A 19735-nucleotide genomic window follows, 5' to 3' on the forward strand; every position below is an offset into this window, starting at 1 on the left:
CGCGCGCCGAGCAGCGGCCGATCCGTCGATGGTCGTCGTTGCTGATGGCGCAGATCAATCCTTACCGTCGCGGACGTCCTTCCCCTGTTCGGCGAACTCCTTGAAGTCCTGCATGTGCTGTTGCGACTGCTTGTGGAAGGCGCCTGGCATGACCAGCCCCATCAGCCGCATCAGCAGCCCGCTGAACCGGTATTCGCTCTCGCTCTCCCACAGCGTCGTCTCCGGACCGGCTTCGGTCAGCCGATCGCGCACCACGCTCCACATGCCCCCGCCGACGATCTCGCGGTCGAAGTGAACGACGATCCCTTCAGGGATCTCGTGGAGGTCCGCCGGCTCCCGACGAGTGATCGTTTCGACGCATTCCATCTGCCGCTGCCCCGACTGCATCACCACCCGCGACTTGGTGCCGAGCTGCCCGTGCACCCCGTTCAACGGCTCGTGCAGCACCAGTCCCCGCAGCCATTTCGGCGCCTGTGCCGGGTCGGCGAGCAGCTGGGCCACCCGCTCCCGCGGCAGGGCGATCTCGATCGAGTTGGTGTACTTCACGACGCGCATTCCTTCCAGGTGTGGGCCGGCATCCGTTTCACGCCCGCGGTGCAGGGCGTGCCGCAGCGGGAAGGTCAGGTCGGGTCGGGTGCGTAGAACTGGGTGGTGGCCTCGACTGCGGCCGCGACGTGCTCAGGTTCGCCCCCAGCCGCCAAGTGGGCCTCGCCCCAGGCCGCGGCGCTGCGCCGGACGAACTCGGGCGACTTCTCGACCGCCTCGTGATCGACGCTCTCACCACCGGCCAGCAGCCGGGCCAGACCGAGGAGGCGCAGGTCCCAGCCGACGCCGCCGGCACCAGGGCCGTAGATCGGAAAGAGCGGCTCCTCCAGGACCGCTGCGTGGATCAGCTCGAACTCGGTGTCGCCGGCCGAACCCGACGCCAGGCGCACCTGCACCTCGCTCGTGCCGGGCCAGGCGTCGGCGTCGGGCCCGTAGAGCCAGGACACCTTCAGCAGACGCGGCGGCTCGCATCGGAGGATCTCGCCGTGCTCACCACCGTCCAGCTCGAACGTCCCGCCGAGCCGCAGGTCTCCAGTGACCGGCTGCAACCAGCGCTGCAGCCGCTCGGGGTTGGTCAGAGCGTCCCAGACGTCGTCGATCGGCGCATCGTACCGACGCCGCAGCTCGATGGTGTACGCGTCACCGGCGGGCACGCTGCCCTTGCCCATCGCCCGCTGCGCGGCGGCCAGTTCATCCAGTACGTCTTTCACGTCAGGCTTCCTTCGCTGAGGTTTCCAGAGCATCGAGGCGTTGTCGCACAACCGGCCCAGCCGCGCTGGGTCGACGGTGTAGAACCGCGCGAGCGCCCTCAGCCCGTACCGACACGAACCCGCTGTGACGCGGCGGCCTGCGAGGGCCCGAGCTCGGGCCGGACCGCGTCCGTGATCGCGCCAGCGGTCTGCTCGCCGTCGGCGAGCACCTCCGGAATGCGCCGCTGTCGAGGATCACTCAGGACGTCGAACGCGTGCACGAGCCGGAAGTCTATCAGCTCCCGCTTATATAAGCCAGATCTGTTGTCTTGATGTCGCGTTCACCGCGTTCACCGCGTTCACCGCGTTCGGCATGCGAACGGGCTGGAAGCGCACTCGTTCCAGCAGGGAAGCGTCGCACCGGGGTAGTCACCGGGCTCCGGCGATGATCGCGCGGGCAAGATGGCGGCGAGCGGGTCGGCATAACGCAGCCCCTCGGCCCGCATGCACACACTCCAGTCCTTGAAGACCTGGACGACCTTCGCATCCCGCTGGGCCTCACCGAAGGTCTGCGAAACGAGCTTGTTGAACAGCGTCGCGTCGACCTGCGGCGCTCCCTGCTCGATGCGCTCCCGCGCCTGCCGCAGACAGCCGCCGGTCTCGTCGTACGCGGCCCGCCGCTCCTCGTCCGACAGGCGTGCGGCGCGGGCGTGACCCGCCGCGGCTCGCCGGGCAACGGAGGGACGGTCGGGAGCGACGTGGTACCCGTACAGACGCGCTATCTCCGGCTCGGCGACACCGTAACGACGGCGATAGGGCGGTTCCGGGTCGCCTTCCACCACTGGCGGCAACGTCTCCCAGGTCAAGCCCTCGCCCCGCATGCAGTCGCGGACGAGGAGGTCCCCGGCGGTGGCGAGGACCGAGAGGTCCGCCGGGGAGAGGTTCTACCGGTCGAAGGGCACGGACAGCTCGCGCGCCTCCACCCCGTGCTCCGGCACCGGGACGGGCGCCGAAGCTCCCGCCCCCGAACAGGCCGTCACCGTGACGAGCAGGACCACGCCCGCGGGCACCTGCCCGAGCACGCTACGGGCTGACCCGCTTCACGGAGCTCGTCCTGTTGTCGAAGCCGTTGTTCGTCAGGTCGCTGTCGGACGACCCCGGGGCGGCCGCGTAGCCGTACGAACCCGAGCAGTTCGCGCTGTCGTAGAACTGGATCCGGCCGGCCGACGGGTTCCTCATGGAGCTGGCCTTGTTGTTCAGCGAGGTCACGTTGGCGCAGGTGTTGTTGGAGGTGAAGAGGAACTCCTGCTCGGCGCCCGCGTAGTCGTCATGCTCGTACAGGCAGAAGCTGGACAGGCAGGAGCTGGCGAGCCGCTGAGCATCGGCCTGAGCCGCGGTGGCGCCCACTCCCATCAGGCTGCTCAGGGCCAGCGCCACGGCTCCGACCCTGCGCACCGTCGTTCTCTTCATGGACGACCTCATTTCGGCTGGGGGAAATTTCGCCATGATCATGACAGGAAATCCCACAGCCCACCACAGTTCAGCCGAACGACGACCACCGGCCAGCCTCCTTCCTCCCACCTTGCACCGCTCACCGCTCCCACCGCTTCCCCAGGGTTGCCGGATATCAGACCCGACGTCGCCCCCGCCACAGATCGGGTCCCTCGGTGACAGAATCGATGCGGTAGTCCATGATGACGGCGCCCTGCCGAGGCGCCCGATGAACATGTCGATGTCATCAGCGTTGAAGCGCGCCGGCTGAGTGCTCTCGGATGAGATGCCATAAGCAGCCAGGACGTCGTCAATCTTGGTGGCGGAACACCACGTCAAGTCTTCACCGGATGGCGGTTGCCTCCCTTATCGGGCCGCAGCGCTCACCGTCATCCGGCGATGCGGGCCGGAGACGTTCGTCCTCCAGCCGCGAGGAACCCAGATCCGTCGGTCTCTCTCACTACGATCACCGCACGTTCGGCACGGCTTCTGCTTCCTCGCGGTATACCTATGCTCGTATGGCCGGGCCGAGGAAAGAACGTCTCCACACGGTCCTGTGGACGTCGGCTCGGCCGAGCTGGACGCTGGCGTTGATGTGCTCGCGCTGTGTGTTTTCCCCGTGTGATAGCGGTCTCAGAGTTTGTACAGCTTGTTGAACGGTGTAGTGATTCGTTCCTGCCGCGATCCGAAATCGACGAACACAGCGATCTCGTCTTCTACAGCGATGACGACGCCGAGACCATACCGATCATGGGTCACTTGATCGTTCATGCTGAACTGCTCGACAGGCGAGGCGGGGGGCGGGGGCTTGAAGGGACTTGTGGACAGGTGGCGACGGGGCGCGCCGCTGGTTGACTTCATCTCCACCAGTATGCGCGGCCTGTTAGAACGCTCGCGACGGGACATGGACATAATTCCAAAACGACCAAGGTGCGACTCTGGATCAGTATCCCGACCTGGGCCTTCGCACGTGGAGCGGGTGACGGGAATCGAACCCGCGCTGTCAGCTTGGGAACTGCAGGGATCTTGGCTCGTAGACGCGTTGACCTGGAGCTGAGGCCGGACGTGAGTGACCGTGGTCGACCCCTCGTCGCCGCCCTTATGGCACGCTAATGGCCCGGCCACCATGCACGCGACGGTGCCGACGGCCTACCTCCTGGTCCGCCCCCGTCCTCCTTGTAGCTGCCGGTCCCAGGACGGGCCCGCCGAGTCAAGGATCAGCGAAGCTGATCGCAAAGCGACGACGCACGCGCCCTTGACCGGAGGTGTTCAGCAGATTCTGGCTGACACACTGCGAATACATCATCGAGCGCCTCGACGGCTGGGACTACGACATCGGAAGCAACGAAATCAACCGCATCGTCGCCACCGGCGAGGCTGACCTCCTCGCCCTGCTCCGAGGTCGGGGTGTAGCGCCCGAACGGTTCACCTACCCCTGGGACGCCGACTTTCCGGCCTAACGCCTCGAAGTGGGCCCGCAAGCGTGCGCGTCCTCATACGGGTTGTTCCTCTTTCGAAACTACTGCTCGGCGCACCCGTACCGCCAGCAGAACCAGGACGATGGGGAGGAGCGTGACCAGGACCCATGTGATCGTGACGGGATCGGTCGCCTCGTCCGCAGACCGTGCGCACCCAAGTACGGGCATCCAGTTCATCATCAGGTCACGAACCACCAGGGGCACCAACGTCAGCCAGCCCACCACTCGGCCCAGCGGGCGGTGCCCGGTGAGTGCCAGCAGCGCCCAGAGCCCGAGGCCCAGCCCCAGCACGATCGGCTGCGGGATCAGAATCAGAACGGCTGCCGCGGGCCCTAGCAAGATCTCCTCCATACTGCCGAAGCAGCTGCCGTCCATCATCATGATCGAGTGCTCGGCTGACCCATCGGTGAGTGAGCTCCACACCATCGCTTGCGGAATGCTCACCAGCACCAGGGCGGCGCCCCACAAGACCAACGGCCACCGCCAGCGCAGCGGAAGAAGCTCACGCCGTCCCTTCTGATGGACGACGCGGCCGAGCACCGTCACCAGAACGGCCGTGGCGAAGCAGGCCACGGCGAGGAGCAGCAGGTCGTTGGCGTCCCAGGGCAGGAACCGCAATGCGCCGCCATAGGTACCGGACCTGAAGTCGACCGGTCCGCCGACAGCGGCCTGGGTCGTGAGATATTGCTGGATCTCCTCCTCGCTCGGCCCACCGAACCCGGTGAACGGCGGCAGAGCGGCGGCCACGGCGAGCAGAGCCAACAGCGCAGCGCCCAGCCGCAGCACCCACCGCCTGCGGCGCAGCACCACGACGGGCACCACCAGCAGCGCGGCCACGACCGCACCGACGACGACGTTCGCGGGCTTGGGCACCATGACCGCGGGTGCCAACGGCATCAGGATCGCCAGAGCGCATAAGGCAGGCACGGAGATTTTCGACGACACCAGCGATGCATCTATCGCTCGCGATGCGCTCATGTCAACCACATCTCGGGATGGAGCGCTACTCGCCCTCGACTCCGGCACCCCCGAACACCAGCAGGCCCACCACAAGTACGTCGAGACCCTGCGCGCCCACCGCAACCGCGACGGCGGCTTCTGGGTGGCCGCCACCGACCCCCTCGCCGCCGACCAGGCCCTCACCGGGACCGTCCCGCAGGAGTCCGTACGCACGGCGGTCCTCCTCAGCGACGGGGCATCCCGTCTCGTCGATCGCTTCCACCTCGCCACCTGGCGGCAGACCCTCGACCTGCTCGACCGAGAAGGACCGGAAGCCCTGATCAGCCGTGTACGCGCAGCCGAACACAGCGACCCCGCAGGATCCCGATGGCCGCGCGGCAAGACCCACGACGACGCCACCCTGGTCACACTCTCGCTTTCCCGATCGCCTGTACCCGCCGCTGTCCGGGACCGGCCCCCGGCCCAATGCCCGGACGGTGGACGGGCGGCGGACCGGAGATGCGTCGGCGCGCCGCACAGGTCCGACCACAGCCGTGGCCGCTGACCACGCGACAAGACCTACGACAGCGCGAGACCTCTGTACCCCTGGTTCCGAGCAATGAGCTCACGCAAGAGCCGAACCGCACCGCTCCGCGCATTGCGACCGGCCCACCCAGGGCGTAGGCGCAGCCTGCACCTTTCAAGAAGGACGTCTGAGCGGAGCGAAGGCCGACAAGGGATCGAGCCTTGGCTCGACTGGAAGCAGCGGCTGAGCCCCGTGCGCGAAGCGCCCAATCGCGATGACCTTGCGTGCCGGAGGCGCGCACCAGCAAGGCAGCCCGAGCGGAGCGAGGACCGCTCGGGGCGGGGTCCCAGAAGGCAACCATGACGTCTGGCAACGGGTGGGCGCGCGATGGCACACCTACCCGAAGCCTTGGATGGTGGAGCCTAGGAGATTCGAACTCCTGACTTCCTGCTTGCAAACGGGAAACGGTCACCCTGTAGAAAGGCCCCTGACCTGGTCAGGCGGCAGGCGCAGGCTGATGACATGTGCTCATGTGAGACGGCGTTGCTGTACATAGCCCCCCCCCGGACGGCCCTTGGTGACCCCCATCAGCTCCCGTAGAGGGTAGGCAGGTCGACCAGAAGAAGGTCGTCGCGGCGGGCGGCCTGCTCGGTCAGGTCGGGGTAGAAGCCGTGCAGGGAGTACAGGGCCAGTGTGGTACCCATGGTGTCGTACCCCTGATCGGTGAGGAGGCCGCGGATTCGCTCCAGGCGCTCCAGGTCGCCGGTCCCCTGGCGGGCGACGGTTGCCTTGGCCTCACCCAGGAGCGCAATCCTCGCCCGTGGGGCCTGCGGGCGCTCGCCCGCAGCCAGGGCGATGACATCGATCTCGTGCTTCGTACGGGCTGCGGGGTCGGCGACCTCGGTGGTGCCGACCGGACCCAGGAGCCCGCCGGGAAGCAGAATGTGGGCGTAGCGGCGGGTGAAGTCACGGGCGAGATCTTCGAAGTGCGGACCGAGGATCTTGGAGTTGAAGGTCGGGGAGGCCTGCTGCCACACCTGCTCGGCGAATCCCTGCTCCACTGCGGTGGCCTGTGGCATGGTGATCAGCTGGTTGAAGCGGATGACTGGGTCAGCGAGCGTGATGACCGGGTGCCGGACGCGCAGGACGTCCTGCTCGCGCCGGACGTAGCCGGTGGACTCCAGGACGCCCAGCGGGTGGGCGACGGCGTTGCGCGGGCGTTCGAGGGCCGCGCCGATCTTGCTGGGAGTGGTGGCACCCTGGGCGATCGCGGTGAGGATGTCGTAGTACAGGGTGTGCTGCGTGATCCGCGGATCCTCACGCAGCAGGTACTCGGTCTCGGTCCGCGAGTAAACTGCCCGGCCCGGGTCAAGCAGGGTGCGGGTGAGCCAGATGTCGAAGCCGTCGTCCGGGTGCGGCCGGGCCGCCACCGGCCGGTACCCGGGAGCCCCGCCGAGAACCGCGTGGACCTTCAGTGCGGTCAACAGGTCCTCGATCTGCCAGAAAGCCCGGCTGTCTCGGTAGTCGAAGGCCCCTAGACGCAGATCGACCACGGCACGGCCGCGCAGCGGCTTGGTACCCGAGAGCAGTTCGTGCATAACGCTCATCGCGGAACCGCACAGGATCAGCCGCGGTCCGGGGCCGGCGTCCGTCCGTGCACCGCGTTGGCGCTCGTCGTAGAGCTGCTGAAGCAGCCCTGGGATCTCAGGCGAGTGCTGAAGCAGATACGGCAACTCATCGATCACCAGAAGCGGATGCGGCGAACGAGCCGTCACATCAAGCGCGTTGGATAGAACATCACGCCAGTCGGTCAGACGCAGACTCCCCGGGCGCAGACCAGCATGGATGGCGACCGCATCGCTGAACCGTCGGATCGCCGGCAGCCGTCCCTCCTCCCGGACCGCCGTCACATACAAGCCGCCGACCTGCTCGGACAGCGCCTGCAAAAGGTAGGACTTCCCGTGCCGTCGACGCCCCGACACGATGCCGAGCCGCATCGCGGGATCCGGATCGGTAAGAAAGTCCGCCAGCAGACTCCACTCCCGGCCCCGGTCGACCACGTCGTCCGGCTTGCCGAGCGGGCTCTTCCTCATCCGACCTCCCACATGCCGACCACGACAGATTATGTCTAAGCTTACTTTGACGAAAACCGTCGCACTCCATATCACCGGACCGAACATCGACATCGCACTTACGCTGTGACCAGGGCGATTGCCAAGGAGCCTGAAAGGGTTCACTGCTTCCGGTCGGCACGTCGCGCTGAGAAAAGTCATCGCATCTCCGGCGCTCTGACCGGAAAATAGCCACCTGAGCCAGCGCGGGGCAGCGGACCCCGACGTAGGACGGCGAGTCGGGGTTGGTGCGATCGGTATGGTCAGCGGCTTGGGTCAAGATGACGGTGAGTCCGAGAGCTTCGAGCCGGCGGACGTGGTTGCGGATCTTCTTGCCGGTGTTCAGCCGGTTGAGGTGGTAGTCCCATCCCAGGTCGTGGCAGGTCGCACGTTCCCGCGAGGAGATGCCAGATGATGACCAGCAGCGAGCGGGCGACCGTGACGAGGGCCCGGAGCTTGCCGCGGCGTTTGACAATGTTCTGGTCCACCACGTCCGCAAGATGGCCTCAGAAGACTTCCTGAGGTCAGCGCCGACGTGCTGCTTGCCAACGGGAGCCGGTCACGCAGCGGAGAGGCTTCGGTCCTACTCAGGCATGTGCTGGAGGATGTCAGGGTGAGCCGCAGTGCGGCCCGGTTGCTGTACTTCTCTGCTGTACAGAGACCTCCGGGTGAACCCGGGAAGCGATCTCGCCCTCGCGCCCGGTCTCTCCCACCCGCCACGGCCCCTTCAGGCTTGATGATTATCCAGGCGTGCTACTAGATAGCACTGAATGGCACAACACTGTAGACTTCAGACGTGAGCACTCCTGCGTCTGACCGCTCCCATGAGATCTCTCAGCGCGACCTGCGCAATCGGTCAGCCGAGATCATGGATGGACTGGAACGTGGGGAGCGATACGCCGTTACCCGTAATGGCCATCACATCGGCGATCTGGTCCCGCTCCGCCGCCGGCGCCGGGCCGTTTCGCGTGCCGAGTTCGCCGCCGTGTCGCGTGGCATGCCACGACTGGACGACCGTAAATATCGCGAGGACATGGACCGCCACGTCAACGACGATCTCTACGATCCTTACGATCGCGCATACGGCAGACGCGAATCCGCAGAGGACTAGGGATGACCCACTCCCTAGGGCTGCTCGACACCAACATCCTCATCCTGCGCGCCGGCATCGATGCCGACGAGCTCCCTGATGAGATGATGATCAGTGCCATCACCACCGCAGAGCTCTCGGTCGGAGTCTTGGTGGCGACAGGGCCGCAGGAACTCGCCCAGCGAATGAAAATCCTGCAGACCGCCGAAGCCGAATTCGATCCCCTCCCTTTCGACGACACCGCAGCCCGCGAGTACGGCCAGTTGTGGACGGCCGTCATCGCCTCAGGACGCAAACCACGCCCCCGCACTGCAGATCTGATGATTGCCTGTGTGGCGATCGCGAACCGGCTCCCCCTCTACACCTGCAACCCCAAGGATTTCAAGGGTCTGGACCACCTGATTACGGTAGTTCCGGTCACTCGCCCCCAGTGAATTCCGCAGGGGCCTTGTGGCAGCTCTGCAAGATGGAAAGGCCACCTCCCGATCATGGGAGGTGGCCTTCGAAGTGCAGTGGAGCCTAGGAGATTCGAACTCCTGACTTCCTGCTTGCAAATCGGTCTGATCTTCGAGGACAGCAGTCTCGACCTGCGCAGAGCATGATCCGCGCGTGACCGTGATTGACCGCTGGTAGCCGCCCGTAATGGCACGCTAATGGCACGACGATCATGGCCATCGGCTTGGCTCCGACGGCATGCACTGGGGAAGGAAGAGACTATGAGCGGCCTTCTTCGCTCACTCACTGACGAGGTAAGACCCGAATACCGACTCTTCGCCGTCGCTAGCGTTGTCGACGGTCAGTTAGTGGGCTCGGCGGTCGATGGGGAGATGGATCCGCCGGACGACAGGATCGCAGCAGGCCACGATGGGCTGATCATCCAGACGGCATACTCCGACGGGTATGTGCATACGGTCCACAACCGGTTCGAGCGGTGGGACGGGCCGCCACCTGTGGATGACTGGGAAGAGCTGTGGACTGGCCAGCTCTCACTGAGATCCGAACTGATCGGTGTCGAAGCTTGGGCGGCTGGCTATCCGCACCACATGGAGTTCGACCTGGGCCAAGGCGGTAACACCTGGTCCATACAGGTGGCCACCAAGATCCTACGAACCGATCAAGAGCCCGGCTTCCCCAACGCAGTCGCTCGGATCGAGCTCTTCAAGATCCAGTTTTGGGCCTAAGATCCCGCCACAATGAGGGATCCCCGGTTGGACATGAGCATATGGCCCGCTGCGGTGCTCGAGGGTCGCGCACTCATGCAAGGATCATCATCCACTCTCATCAATGATCGAGAGGACCATTACGTGGATATCCGACGCCCCTCGACCGACGAGGTGTTCGGACACTATCAACGGCTGGTCGCGGAGCCAGAGTTGGATGTGGCGGCCTGCTGGGCGGTCGTGGTTCCCGACGACAGCCTGGGCTCTCTCCCCTTGCCTGAGGTGAGCGCGCGGCTGGGCGGAGGAACCAGCTATGAGCTGAGCGAAGTGGTGAAGCCACACTTCGTCAACCTCCCCTTGCGCCGCCAGGGCCCATGCGCGGTCGTGGACCGATCCGGTGCAGCGGTCGTCTTGTACGGGCTCGACCATCTCGGGTACTCGAGCGGAGCGCTCCGGCGGCTGGCGTCGAATGCCCGGGTCTACAGCGCCTGGTGGAACGTCAACTCCGTCAACTGCCTGTCCCTCACCGTGAACGGTGAAGTCCTTGTCTCAATCAACGGCCTGTTCCCGGGACGTCCTGAGGATCACCCGAACCTGTCGTCGTGGCCTGAACTGACGGCGATGAGCGAGTTCTTCCTCGACTACGTAGACGAAGACTTCATGGGGAGAGACGACAACTGGGACTGGAGGGCAGGTTTCCTGACGGCCATCGAGCTGGCCACAGGGGTGCGGCTCGACCGCCAGTGGCTGGATGTGGAACATCCCTATCTGGTGTTCTCGGGCCCCATCCCAGAGTGAGGTCATAAAGGAAGAGCAGGAGACGAGGCGTCGCCAGCAGATCATCGCGTCGGCGAGAGCGATGAACGCTGATCAACCACGCTGCTCGGTGAGCCAGGGTGAGGAACGAACCCTGGATCGTCGATCGCCCCCAAGCACGTACGGGGTCCAGCCATGCAGTGGCGATCGTAGGGCTGCATGTGTGCGGCGGCGCGGCAACCCCGGTCGGTGCGTTCGGTTGGTACGGCGGGGCCGGCGTGCGGTGCCCGGCCCGGTGTCCCGCCGCAGTCCGGGACCGGCCCCCAGGCCGCACGCCCGGACGGCGGGCGGGCGGAGGGCCGGGGGTACGGCGGCGCGCCGCGCCGCCGCTTGACGAGCACCTGGCGACGTACGTTGACCAGGCCGAAGACGCCTTCGTGTATCTCGGCAAGCGCGGGGCGTTCCTTCGAGGAAGCAACTTCCGCCGTGAGTCCAAGTGGGCTGACGCGCTCAAGGAGATGGGCGTACAAGGGCTGCACTTTCACGACCTGAGGCACACCGGCAACACCCTCGCCGCACAGTCAGGCGCGAGCCTCGCCGACCTGAAGGCGCGGATGGGGCACGACAGCGACCGGGCCGCACTCATCTACCAGCACGCGACCCGCGACGCCGACCAGGAGATCGCCGACGCGCTCAGCGCCCGTGTGGAGGCGGAGCGGAAGAAGGCGAAGAAGGATGACAGCGAAGACGGGGCGGCGGGAGCGCTGGTGCCCGCAAGCTAATGGCACGTTAATGGCACGAACACCCCGTCCCATGATCAATGACGGGGTGTTTTAGCTGGTGGAGCCTAGGAGATTCGAACTCCTGACTTCCTGCTTGCAAAGCAGGCGCTCTGCCAACTGAGCTAAGGCCCCTTACGACGAAGATAGCTTACCGGGCCGAGGAAGCCACCTGCGTCGTGCCGAGGTCATCGCTCAGCACCAACCCGGGGAAGTCCTGGATGGAGTCGAGGATGTGGGTGGCGCCGCCCTTGAGGAGGCGTTCGCGGCTGTGGACGCCGGTCATCACGCCGGCGACGATCGAGGCGCCGGCGCGCTTGGCGCAGAGCATGTCGCTCTCCGAGTCGCCCAGGACCGCGACCTGGCGGACGTCGTCGACGCCCAGCCGGAGCACCGCGTGCAGGACCATGTCGGGCCAGGGGCGGCCGCGGCCGCCGGCGTCTTCCGGGGAGATGGCGAGGTCGATCTTGTCGTGCCAGCCCAGGATGCCGAGGATGCGGCCGAGCGTGGTGCGGCTGAAGCCGGTGATGAGGGCGAGCTTGATGCCGTTGCCGCGGAGCTTGTCGAGGACCTCGAGGACTCCGGGCATGGGTTCGAGACCCGCCCGCTCGATCGCACCCTCGTAGGAGCGTTCGAACGTCAGGTTCGCCGCCTGGGCCTGCGCCTCGTTGCCGGGGAAGATGCCGCGGAACACGTCGATCTTCGGGCAGCCCCGGGACCGGTGTACGTGAACCATGGCTCGCGCGTACGCACCGGTCCCGGGCACTATGCCCTGAGTCGCGATCGCCTCTGCGAAGGCGCGCTCGACCATGGCGATGTCACCGACTGTGGTGCCTGCAAGGTCCAGGCACACCAGCTTGATGGGGACGATGTCACTCATCGCCTCGCCGGTCGGTTAGTTCTCGCTGCCGGTCGCCTCGGTCCAGAGATCGAGCTCTGCGCGGTCGGCCTGCACCTTACGCCAGATCAGCAACCCCCCAAGGGCGATCAGCGCCAGAACGAGCAGCTTCTTCACGGTGTGACCCCACTTCTTCGACGGCCTCACCTGCCGGGGTGAGACCCAACGGTTGACAAGCAGCCTAGCAAGCTATGGCTGCGGTCCCTGTGTTGTGCACGGACCAGATGGGTGGATTGTGCGAAGGACGGGCGTTCAATCCCTGGTGGGACCGCTATACCCGCCCTCCTGTGTACGGCATATCCGCCGAGGGCGTAGCCGGGGACGGTGACCGGGGCGCTGGAGTGTCACTCCATACGTCCCGTCTGTCGTCGTCATCCCTGTTCATCCCCCGGAGTCATCCCTGTTCGTCCCCCAAACGGGCAACAGCTCGATCATGCCAAATCGGCGGCCCAGGTGCGCGGCCCAGTGGAGAGTTGACATACCCCTAGGGGGTACATTACCTTCAGGCCGAGACGCACTAACACGTCCCGAATGCCCCCTCGGGCATACCCTAGGGGGGTACGGTGTTAGACTCGAAGAAGAGCACGATGCGATACGAAGGAGACCACGCCATGAGCACCGCCACCTACACCGTCAACGGCATGACCTGCGGCCACTGCGTGAGCTCCGTCAAGGAGGAGGTCGGCGAGGTCCCGGGCGTGGCCGGCGTCGAGGTCGACCTGGCCACGGGCCTGCTGACGGTCACCAGTGACGAGCCCGTCGGGCGTGACCTGATCGCCTCCGCCGTGAAGGACGCCGGCTACGAGCTGGTCGATCGCTCATGAACACCGCAGCCAAGCTGGGCTCGTACGCGCTGGGGCTGGCCGTCGTCTTCGGCGGCGCCCTGGGCGCGGGCAAGCTGACGGCCCCCGACCCCACGTCGGCCGCCGCGAAAACGGCCGACGATCAAAGAAGCGCGGGCCAAGGCCGGACGAGCGGCGAAAGCGCCGGTCATGGGCACGCGTCCGACAAGGCCACCGGACCTGAGCAGTTAAGCGACGAGCAGCCGGCCCAAGAGCAAGAGCACGCCGACGATCACACCACCCCCCAGCAGCAGACGGCCACCGATACCCCCGGGGGGCTCCAAGTGTCGCAGGACGGCTACACACTCAACCTCATCGACTCCGTCTCCACCGAGTCCGCCGAGGACTTCACGTTCACGGTCATCGGTCCCGACGGCTCCCCCGTCAAGGACTATGAGGTGGAGCACGACAAGAAGCTGCACTTCATCGTCGCCTCCCGCGACCTGACGAGCTTCCAGCACCTCCACCCCGAGCTGTCCCCCGACGGCACCTGGTCGGTACGCCTCAAGGCCCCGAAGCCGGGCCCGTACCGCGCGTTCGCCGACTTCGTCCCCACGGGCGGCGAGAAGCTGACGCTGGGCGCGGACCTGATGGCCGGCGGCGACTACCGCCCCGACCCACTGCCTGAGGTGAGCCGTACGGCGGAGGTCGACGGCTACACGGTCAGCCTGGACGGCAACTTGGCGCCGGGCGAGACGACCAAGCTCACGCTGACGGTCAGCAAGGACGGCAAGCCGGTCGACGACCTGGAGCCCTACCTGGGCGCGTACGGTCATCTGGTGGCGCTGCGCGCGGGCGACCTCGCCTACCTCCACGTGCACCCGGAGAAGAGCGACACGGCGGGCCCCGGCATCACGTTCTACGCCGAAGCTCCCAGCCGGGGCGACTACCGTCTGTTCCTGGACTTCAAGCACAAGGGCGAGGTCCGTACGGCGAGCTTCACGGCACAGGCCGACCCGGACGCCCACGCAGCCGACCACACGCACTGACGGACGCGAGGAAGGAGAGGTGACGACGATGTCTTCCCTCACCGAAGGCTCTTCCCTCACCGAAGGCAAGGCCGTCGAGCTCACGATCGGTGGCATGACGTGCGCGTCCTGCGCCAACCGCATCGAGCGCAAGCTCAACAAGCTGGACGGCGTGACGGCGACGGTCAACTACGCGACGGAGAAGGCGAAGGTCACCTTTCCCACCGGCGTGGACCCGCAGCTGCTGATCGCCGAGGTGGAGAAGGCGGGCTACACGGCCGAGCTGCCGCCTCCGCCCACCCCGGTGCAGGAGGAGAAGCCCGGGAAGAAGGAGCGCGACCCGCTCCGCGACCGGCTGGTCACGGCGATCGTGCTCTCGGTCCCGGTGGTCGCGATGGCGATGGTCCCGGCGCTGCAGTTCCAGTACTGGCAGTGGTTGTCGCTGACGCTGGCGGCGCCGGTGGTGGTGTACGCGGGCTGGCCGTTCCACAAGGCCGCCTGGACGAACCTGCGCCACGGCGCGGCCACCATGGACACGCTGGTCTCTCTCGGCACGCTGGCGGCGCTGGGCTGGTCGGTGTGGGCGCTGTTCTTCGGCACGGCGGGCGTACCCGGCATGACGCACCCGTTCGAGCTGACGATCGGCCGTACGGACGGCTCGGGCAACATCTACCTGGAGACGGCGGCGGCGGTGACCGCGTTCATCCTGGCCGGTCGCTTCTTCGAGGCGCGCTCGAAGCGGCGGGCGGGCGCCGCGCTGCGGGCGTTGATGGAGCTGGGCGCCAAGGACGTCGAGCTGGTGGACGGGCGTCGCGTGCCGGTCGAGCAGCTGAAGGCCGGCGACACGTTCGTGGTCAGGCCGGGGGAGAAGATCGCGACGGACGGCGTGGTCGAGGAGGGCACCTCGGCCGTGGACGCCTCGATGCTGACGGGCGAGTCGGTGCCGGTCGAGGTCAGGCCGGGCGACCCGGTGACGGGGGCGACGGTCAACGCGGGCGGCCGGCTGGTCGTCAGGGCCACGCGGGTGGGCGCGGACACGCAGCTCGCGCAGATGGCCAAGCTGGTGGAGGAGGCGCAGACCGGCAAGGCGCAGGTGCAGCGGCTGGCCGACCGCATCTCGGGCGTCTTCGTCCCGGTGGTGATCGCGCTCGCGGTCGGCACGCTCGGCTACTGGCTGGGCACGGGTGAGGGCGCGGCGGCGGCGTTCACGGCGGCGGTGGCGGTGCTGATCATCGCCTGCCCCTGCGCGCTGGGGCTGGCCACGCCGACGGCGCTGCTGGTCGGTACGGGTCGGGGCGCCCAGCTGGGCATCCTGATCAAGGGCCCCGAGGTGCTGGAGTCGACGCGCGGGATCGACACGATCGTCCTCGACAAGACCGGCACGGTCACCGAGGGCAAGATGACGCTGACCGCGGTCCACCTGGCCGAGGGCGAGAACCGCGACGAGGTCCTGCGGCTGGCGGGAGCGCTTGAGCACGCCTCCGAGCACCCGATCGCGCGGGCCATCGCCCGCGAGGCCGCCTCCACGGCGACGGTCAAGGACTTCACGAACGTCGAGGGCCTCGGCGTCCAGGGTGTCGTGGACGGGCACGCCGTGCTGGTGGGCCGGCCGCGGCTGCTGGAGGAGTGGTCGCAGCACCTGCCGGAGAGCCTGGTCGAGGCCATGGAGGACGAGCAGGCCAAGGGCCGTACGGCGGTGGCGGTCGGCTGGGACGGCAAGGCCCGCGCTGTGCTGGTCGTGGCCGACGTGATCAAGCCGACGAGCAAGGAGGCCATCGTCCAGCTCAAGGCGCTGGGGCTGACCCCGGTGCTGCTGACCGGCGACAACGAGGCCGTGGCGCGCACGGTCGCGGCCGAGGTGGGCATCGACGAGGTCATCGCCGGCGTGCTGCCCGCGGGCAAGGTGGACGTGGTCAAGCGGCTGCAGTCCGAGGGCAAGGTCGTGGCGATGGCGGGCGACGGCGTCAACGACGCCGCCGCGCTGGCCCAGGCCGACCTGGGGCTGGCCATGGGCACGGGCACGGACGCCGCGATCGAGGCCGGTGACCTGACGCTCGTACGCGGCGACCTGCGGGTGGCGCCCGACGCCATCAGGCTGGCCAGGCGGACGCTAGCAACGATCAAGGGCAACCTGTTCTGGGCCTTCGCCTACAACGTGGCCGCCCTGCCGCTGGCCGCGCTGGGCCTGCTCAACCCGATGATCGCGGGTGCGGCCATGGCGTTCTCCAGCGTCTTCGTGGTCAGCAACAGCCTGCGGCTGCGCCGCTTCTCGTGACAGCGACCATCTGACGGCCGGCGCCATAGCGGTGCCGGCCGTCACGAATGCGGCGCCGACCAGCAGCCAGCCGAGGGTGCCGCCGCCGATCACCAGCGTGGTGAGCACGACGGGCCCGAGCATGCGGGCCACGGCCACGCCGGTGCCGAAGAACGCCTGGTACTGGCCCTGCCGGTCGTCGGGGGCGAGCCCGAAGCCGATCTCCCAGGAGCCGGCCGCCAGCCACAGCTCGGCGACGAGCTGCAGGACGGCCGCCACGAGCAGGAACGCCCACCACGACGGGCTGAGCGCGAACACCGCGCAGGCCGCGAACATCGTCAGCCCCGCCCGCCGCACCGCCCCTGACGCGTCGCGCAGCCCCTTGACCCGGCGGGCCACCCTGACCTGGCAGAGCAGCACGCCGCCGGTGTTGATCAGCAGCAGGACCGAGACGACCCAGGTGGGTGCGTCGGTACGGGCGGCGATCCACAGCGGCACGACCACGCTGAGCAGCGGCATGTAGAAGAGCATCACGGCGTTGATCAGCGTGACGAGCGCGTAGGGCCGGTCTCTGAGCACGGCCAGGCGGGGGCCGGCCGGGGCGGGCGCGGGCCGTACGGACGGCAGGCGGAGCAGCAGGGCGGCGGCGAGCAGGAAGGTCACGGCGTCGAGCCCGAGCACCACGAGATAGCCCTCGCGGGTGCCGGCGTGCAGGGCGAGGCCGCCGATGGCGGCGCCGAGCGCCAGGCCGCCGTTGAGCGTGGCCTGCAGGGTGGCGCGGACGACGGTCCGTTCGGCGGGCGGGATCAGGGCCGCGAGCAGCGCCTGGCGGGCCGCCGACAGCCCGGTCTGCGCGGTGCCGTACAGGCAGGCGGCCAGCACGAACAGCGGGAACGTGCGTACGAGCAGGAACGACGCGACGGCCACGGCGGTCGTGAAGGCGAGCAGCACGGCGACGCCGCGCGGGCCGCGCCGGTCGGCCAGGTGTCCGAGCGGTACGCCGGCCACCATGCCGACCGCCCAGCCGAGGGTCAGGCCGAGGCCGATCTCGGTCGCCGAGAGCCCGACGACGGTGGAGAAGTAGAACACCGAGGTGACGAGGTAGACGCCGTCACCGATGGAGTTCGCCAGCTGCGCATGTGCCAGGATCCGCCGATATTTCATGATGTACGCCCCTCTGAACGATGCCTCCATCTTCGATCCCGACTTGTCCCGAGATAAGCTCCAATTTCCGGCAATCTGATGGGGCCAAGTTGGACGTGCACATCAGCCTCGACGGCCGCCGTGACCTGGCCGCACAGGTCTACCGGCAGCTCCTCGACGCCATACTCGACGGCCGGCTCAGATCCGGCGAACGCCTCCCCCCGACCAGGGAGCTGGCCAGACGCCTGGAGATCTCCAGGAACACCGTCGCCCTCGCCTACGACCGGCTGGTCGCGGACGGGTTCCTGGTAGGCAGGGCGGGCGCGGGCACGTTCGTGTCGGCGGAGCAGGTCAGGGGGCGGGCCGCGCCCAAGGGCGTCGTCCGTCCGCGTACGGCCTGGCAGGACCTGCCGCTCCCCCCGGCTCCGTCCCCCGCCGCCCGCTACGACTTCCGCGTCGGCGTCCCCGACGCCCGCCTGTTCCCCATGGAGACCTGGCGCCGCCTGGTGGCCCGCGAGCTGCGGGTGAGCGCCGCCGGCTACGCCGACCCGGCGGGGCACGAGCCGCTGCGCGCGGCCGTCTCCCGGCACATCGGCCTCAGCCGCAGCGTCCACGCGGGCCCCGAGGACGTGCTCGTCACGAACGGCGCCCAGCAGGCACTCGACCTCATCGGCCGGGTCCTCATCGAGCCGGGCACCGTCGTGGCCGTCGAGGAGCCCGGCTACCCGCCGGCCCGCCTGCTGTTCCGCACGCTCGGCGCCAGGGTGGCCGGCATCCCCGTGGACGGCGAGGGCATCGACGTCACCGCCCTCCCGCACCAGGCCCGCATCGTCTACGTCACCCCGTCGCACCAGTTCCCGCTCGGCACCCCCATGTCGCTGGCCCGCCGCGCCGCCCTGCTGGCCTGGGCGGAGCGCCGCCGCGCGGTGATCATCGAGGACGACTACGACAGCGAGTTCCGCTTCGGCGACCGCCCGCTCGAACCCCTCCAGAGCCTCGACAGGGCCGGCCGGGTCATCTACGTGGGCTCGTTCTCCAAGACCCTGCTGCCCATGCTCAGGCTCGGTTTCCTCGTCGCGCCCGCCTCGCTCGCGCCGGCGCTGCGCGCGGCCAGGCAGCTCACGGACTGGCACGGCGCGCTGCCCACGCAGGCCGCGCTGGCCCGCTTCATCGACGAGGGCCTGCTGTCGCGGCACATCAGAAAGGCCACCCGCGAGTACGCCGCCAGGCACGCCATGATCGCCGAGGCCCTCGGCGCGGACGAGCGGCTGCTGCCGGTGCCGTCCACCGCGGGGCTGCACCTGTGTGCCCGCCTGGCCCCCGGCGTGACCATCGAGCACGGGGACGGGCTGGCGGTGGAGTCGCTGGAGGCGTACTGCGGGGAGCGCCCCGCGCAGCGCGGCCTGGTGCTCGGCTACGGCGCGATCAGGACCGACGCCGTGGTCGCCGGCCTGCGGCTGCTCAGGTCACGGATGTCGGCGGGTCCAGCGGCGGTGGCGCTCTCCTGACATCTCCGGGTCGTCGGGCGGCGCGGGCTGCTGCACGATCACCACCGTCGTCCGCGCGTGACGGGCGCAGTACATGCTGGTCGAGGGCAGGAAGATGCGGCTGAGCAGGCCCCGCCGCCCCCGCCCGAGCACCAGCAGGTCACCCTCGCGGGCCAGGTCGACGAGATGGTAGCCGGGGTCGCCGACCCGTCCGACCGTCGCGATCGTGAGATCGTCCGGTACGCCGCCCGCGACCTCCTCGAACACGGCCGTGATCACCTCGGAGCAGCGCGCCTCCTCACCCTGACGCACCGCGTGCTGCACGGGCAGCGCCTCGGGGAAGGGATGGACGGGCGCGCGGCTGACGTGCACGGCCACCAGAGCCATCCGGTGCAGCCTGGCCGCCCCGATGGCCCAGGCCAGAGCCCAACGCGCGGCCGGGGACTCGTCGACTCCCACGATCAGCCGCGCACCGCCGGGCAGTTCCTGTTCCACGGTGCCTCCTGTCGAAGTACGACCATAGTGCGCCTACCCACCGGTTACCGGGAGGTGGCACTTTGGGAACTCTGGAGTCCCCG

23 protein-coding genes, 1 tRNA gene and 1 pseudogene are annotated in these 19735 nt (G+C 68.0%); 11 read left to right on the forward strand and 14 right to left on the reverse strand.

Features of this window, described 5'->3' with window-relative positions; all coding sequences use genetic code 11:
* Window positions 1-54: 54 nt before the first annotated feature.
* The 7 genes from AB0K28_RS12730 to AB0K28_RS12760 all read right to left on the reverse strand — a co-directional run bounded on the left by AB0K28_RS12730 (window position 55) and on the right by AB0K28_RS12760 (window position 3587).
* The gene (locus AB0K28_RS12730) at window positions 55-546 is read right to left on the reverse strand and encodes an SRPBCC family protein (protein ID WP_364368610.1); all 492 of its coding nucleotides are present in this window, start codon (window positions 544-546) and stop codon (window positions 55-57) included.
* Window positions 547-620: 74 nt separating this feature from the next.
* Window positions 621-1256 (reverse strand): SRPBCC domain-containing protein, encoded by a 636-nt coding sequence (locus tag AB0K28_RS12735; RefSeq protein WP_364368613.1) that lies wholly within the window; start codon window positions 1254-1256, stop codon window positions 621-623.
* A 98-nt stretch (window positions 1257-1354) separates the two neighbouring features.
* A complete protein-coding gene (locus AB0K28_RS12740; protein WP_364368616.1) occupies window positions 1355-1516 on the reverse strand; it encodes a hypothetical protein in 162 nt (53 codons plus the stop codon).
* A 78-nt stretch (window positions 1517-1594) separates the two neighbouring features.
* On the reverse strand, window positions 1595-2101 hold the full coding sequence (locus AB0K28_RS12745) for a hypothetical protein (protein ID WP_364368619.1): 507 nt from the start codon (window positions 2099-2101) through the stop codon (window positions 1595-1597).
* 78 nt (window positions 2102-2179) lie between these two features.
* Window positions 2180-2305, reverse strand: coding sequence for a hypothetical protein (locus AB0K28_RS12750; RefSeq protein WP_364368622.1), 126 nt, complete (start codon window positions 2303-2305; stop codon window positions 2180-2182).
* 13 nt (window positions 2306-2318) lie between these two features.
* Complete coding sequence (locus AB0K28_RS12755) at window positions 2319-2705, reverse strand: peptidase inhibitor family I36 protein (protein ID WP_345393274.1); 387 nt, start codon at window positions 2703-2705, stop codon at window positions 2319-2321.
* 654 nt (window positions 2706-3359) lie between these two features.
* Window positions 3360-3587 (reverse strand): hypothetical protein, encoded by a 228-nt coding sequence (locus AB0K28_RS12760; RefSeq protein ID WP_364368625.1) that lies wholly within the window; start codon window positions 3585-3587, stop codon window positions 3360-3362.
* 404 nt (window positions 3588-3991) lie between these two features.
* Between AB0K28_RS12760 and AB0K28_RS12765 the strand changes: the two genes are divergently transcribed.
* The gene (locus AB0K28_RS12765) at window positions 3992-4186 is read left to right on the forward strand and encodes a hypothetical protein (protein WP_345393268.1); all 195 of its coding nucleotides are present in this window, start codon (window positions 3992-3994) and stop codon (window positions 4184-4186) included.
* A gap of 33 nt (window positions 4187-4219) precedes the next feature.
* Here AB0K28_RS12765 and AB0K28_RS12770 read toward each other — a convergent pair whose 3' ends face one another.
* A complete protein-coding gene (locus AB0K28_RS12770) occupies window positions 4220-5182 on the reverse strand; it encodes a hypothetical protein (protein WP_345393265.1) in 963 nt (320 codons plus the stop codon).
* On the opposite strand from AB0K28_RS12770, the gene AB0K28_RS12775 reads away from it, so the two are divergent.
* Entirely contained in the window at window positions 5181-5708 is a 528-nt protein-coding gene (locus tag AB0K28_RS12775; protein ID WP_345393262.1) for a hypothetical protein, read from the forward strand. The genes AB0K28_RS12770 and AB0K28_RS12775 overlap by 2 nt on opposite strands.
* A gap of 548 nt (window positions 5709-6256) precedes the next feature.
* Here the strand turns inward: AB0K28_RS12775 and AB0K28_RS12780 are convergent.
* Window positions 6257-7762: an ATP-binding protein gene (locus tag AB0K28_RS12780; protein WP_364368630.1), complete on the reverse strand. Its 1506-nt coding sequence runs from the start codon at window positions 7760-7762 to the stop codon at window positions 6257-6259.
* A gap of 814 nt (window positions 7763-8576) precedes the next feature.
* Between AB0K28_RS12780 and AB0K28_RS12785 the strand changes: the two genes are divergently transcribed.
* The 5 genes from AB0K28_RS12785 (at window position 8577) to AB0K28_RS12805 (ending at window position 11568) form a co-directional block, all read left to right on the forward strand.
* Window positions 8577-8891: a prevent-host-death protein gene (locus tag AB0K28_RS12785; RefSeq protein ID WP_364368633.1), complete on the forward strand. Its 315-nt coding sequence runs from the start codon at window positions 8577-8579 to the stop codon at window positions 8889-8891.
* A 2-nt stretch (window positions 8892-8893) separates the two neighbouring features.
* Window positions 8894-9304: a type II toxin-antitoxin system VapC family toxin gene (locus tag AB0K28_RS12790; RefSeq protein ID WP_364368636.1), complete on the forward strand. Its 411-nt coding sequence runs from the start codon at window positions 8894-8896 to the stop codon at window positions 9302-9304.
* Between the two features lie 282 nt (window positions 9305-9586).
* Complete coding sequence (locus AB0K28_RS12795) at window positions 9587-10051, forward strand: hypothetical protein (protein WP_345393251.1); 465 nt, start codon at window positions 9587-9589, stop codon at window positions 10049-10051.
* Between the two features lie 123 nt (window positions 10052-10174).
* Window positions 10175-10828 (forward strand): hypothetical protein, encoded by a 654-nt coding sequence (locus tag AB0K28_RS12800; protein ID WP_345393248.1) that lies wholly within the window; start codon window positions 10175-10177, stop codon window positions 10826-10828.
* Between the two features lie 236 nt (window positions 10829-11064).
* A complete protein-coding gene (locus tag AB0K28_RS12805; protein WP_364368940.1) occupies window positions 11065-11568 on the forward strand; it encodes a tyrosine-type recombinase/integrase in 504 nt (167 codons plus the stop codon).
* Window positions 11569-11624: 56 nt separating this feature from the next.
* Here AB0K28_RS12805 and AB0K28_RS12810 read toward each other — a convergent pair.
* The 3 genes from AB0K28_RS12810 to AB0K28_RS12820 form a co-directional block, all read right to left on the reverse strand.
* Window positions 11625-11700 (reverse strand) — tRNA-Ala (locus AB0K28_RS12810).
* A gap of 16 nt (window positions 11701-11716) precedes the next feature.
* Window positions 11717-12445: an HAD-IA family hydrolase gene (locus AB0K28_RS12815; protein ID WP_345393242.1), complete on the reverse strand. Its 729-nt coding sequence runs from the start codon at window positions 12443-12445 to the stop codon at window positions 11717-11719.
* 15 nt (window positions 12446-12460) lie between these two features.
* Entirely contained in the window at window positions 12461-12580 is a 120-nt protein-coding gene (locus AB0K28_RS12820; RefSeq protein WP_020542320.1) for a DLW-39 family protein, read from the reverse strand.
* 494 nt (window positions 12581-13074) lie between these two features.
* On the opposite strand from AB0K28_RS12820, the gene AB0K28_RS12825 reads away from it, so the two are divergent.
* The 3 genes from AB0K28_RS12825 to AB0K28_RS12835 are packed head-to-tail and all read left to right on the forward strand — an operon-like array spanning window position 13075 to window position 16548.
* A complete protein-coding gene (locus AB0K28_RS12825) occupies window positions 13075-13287 on the forward strand; it encodes a heavy-metal-associated domain-containing protein (RefSeq protein WP_345393238.1) in 213 nt (70 codons plus the stop codon).
* On the forward strand, window positions 13284-14294 hold the full coding sequence (locus tag AB0K28_RS12830; RefSeq protein ID WP_364368640.1) for a hypothetical protein: 1011 nt from the start codon (window positions 13284-13286) through the stop codon (window positions 14292-14294). Before AB0K28_RS12825 ends, AB0K28_RS12830 begins: the two co-directional genes overlap by 4 nt.
* Before the next feature lie 28 nt (window positions 14295-14322).
* Window positions 14323-16548 (forward strand): heavy metal translocating P-type ATPase, encoded by a 2226-nt coding sequence (locus AB0K28_RS12835; RefSeq protein WP_364368643.1) that lies wholly within the window; start codon window positions 14323-14325, stop codon window positions 16546-16548.
* Window positions 16549-16959: 411 nt separating this feature from the next.
* Here the strand turns inward: AB0K28_RS12835 and AB0K28_RS12840 are convergent.
* Window positions 16960-17721 (reverse strand): annotated as a pseudogene (locus AB0K28_RS12840) (MFS transporter); the annotation flags it as partial.
* A 65-nt stretch (window positions 17722-17786) separates the two neighbouring features.
* On the opposite strand from AB0K28_RS12840, the gene AB0K28_RS12845 reads away from it, so the two are divergent.
* Entirely contained in the window at window positions 17787-19178 is a 1392-nt protein-coding gene (locus AB0K28_RS12845; RefSeq protein ID WP_364368944.1) for a PLP-dependent aminotransferase family protein, read from the forward strand.
* On the opposite strand, the gene AB0K28_RS12850 is transcribed toward AB0K28_RS12845, so the two are convergent.
* A complete protein-coding gene (locus AB0K28_RS12850; RefSeq protein ID WP_364368646.1) occupies window positions 19137-19652 on the reverse strand; it encodes a universal stress protein in 516 nt (171 codons plus the stop codon). The genes AB0K28_RS12845 and AB0K28_RS12850 overlap by 42 nt on opposite strands.
* Between the last annotated feature and the right edge of the window lie 83 nt (window positions 19653-19735).

The organism is Nonomuraea sp. NPDC049504 (genome assembly GCF_040676845.1).
GTDB lineage: Bacteria > Actinomycetota > Actinomycetes > Streptosporangiales > Streptosporangiaceae > Nonomuraea > Nonomuraea salmonea.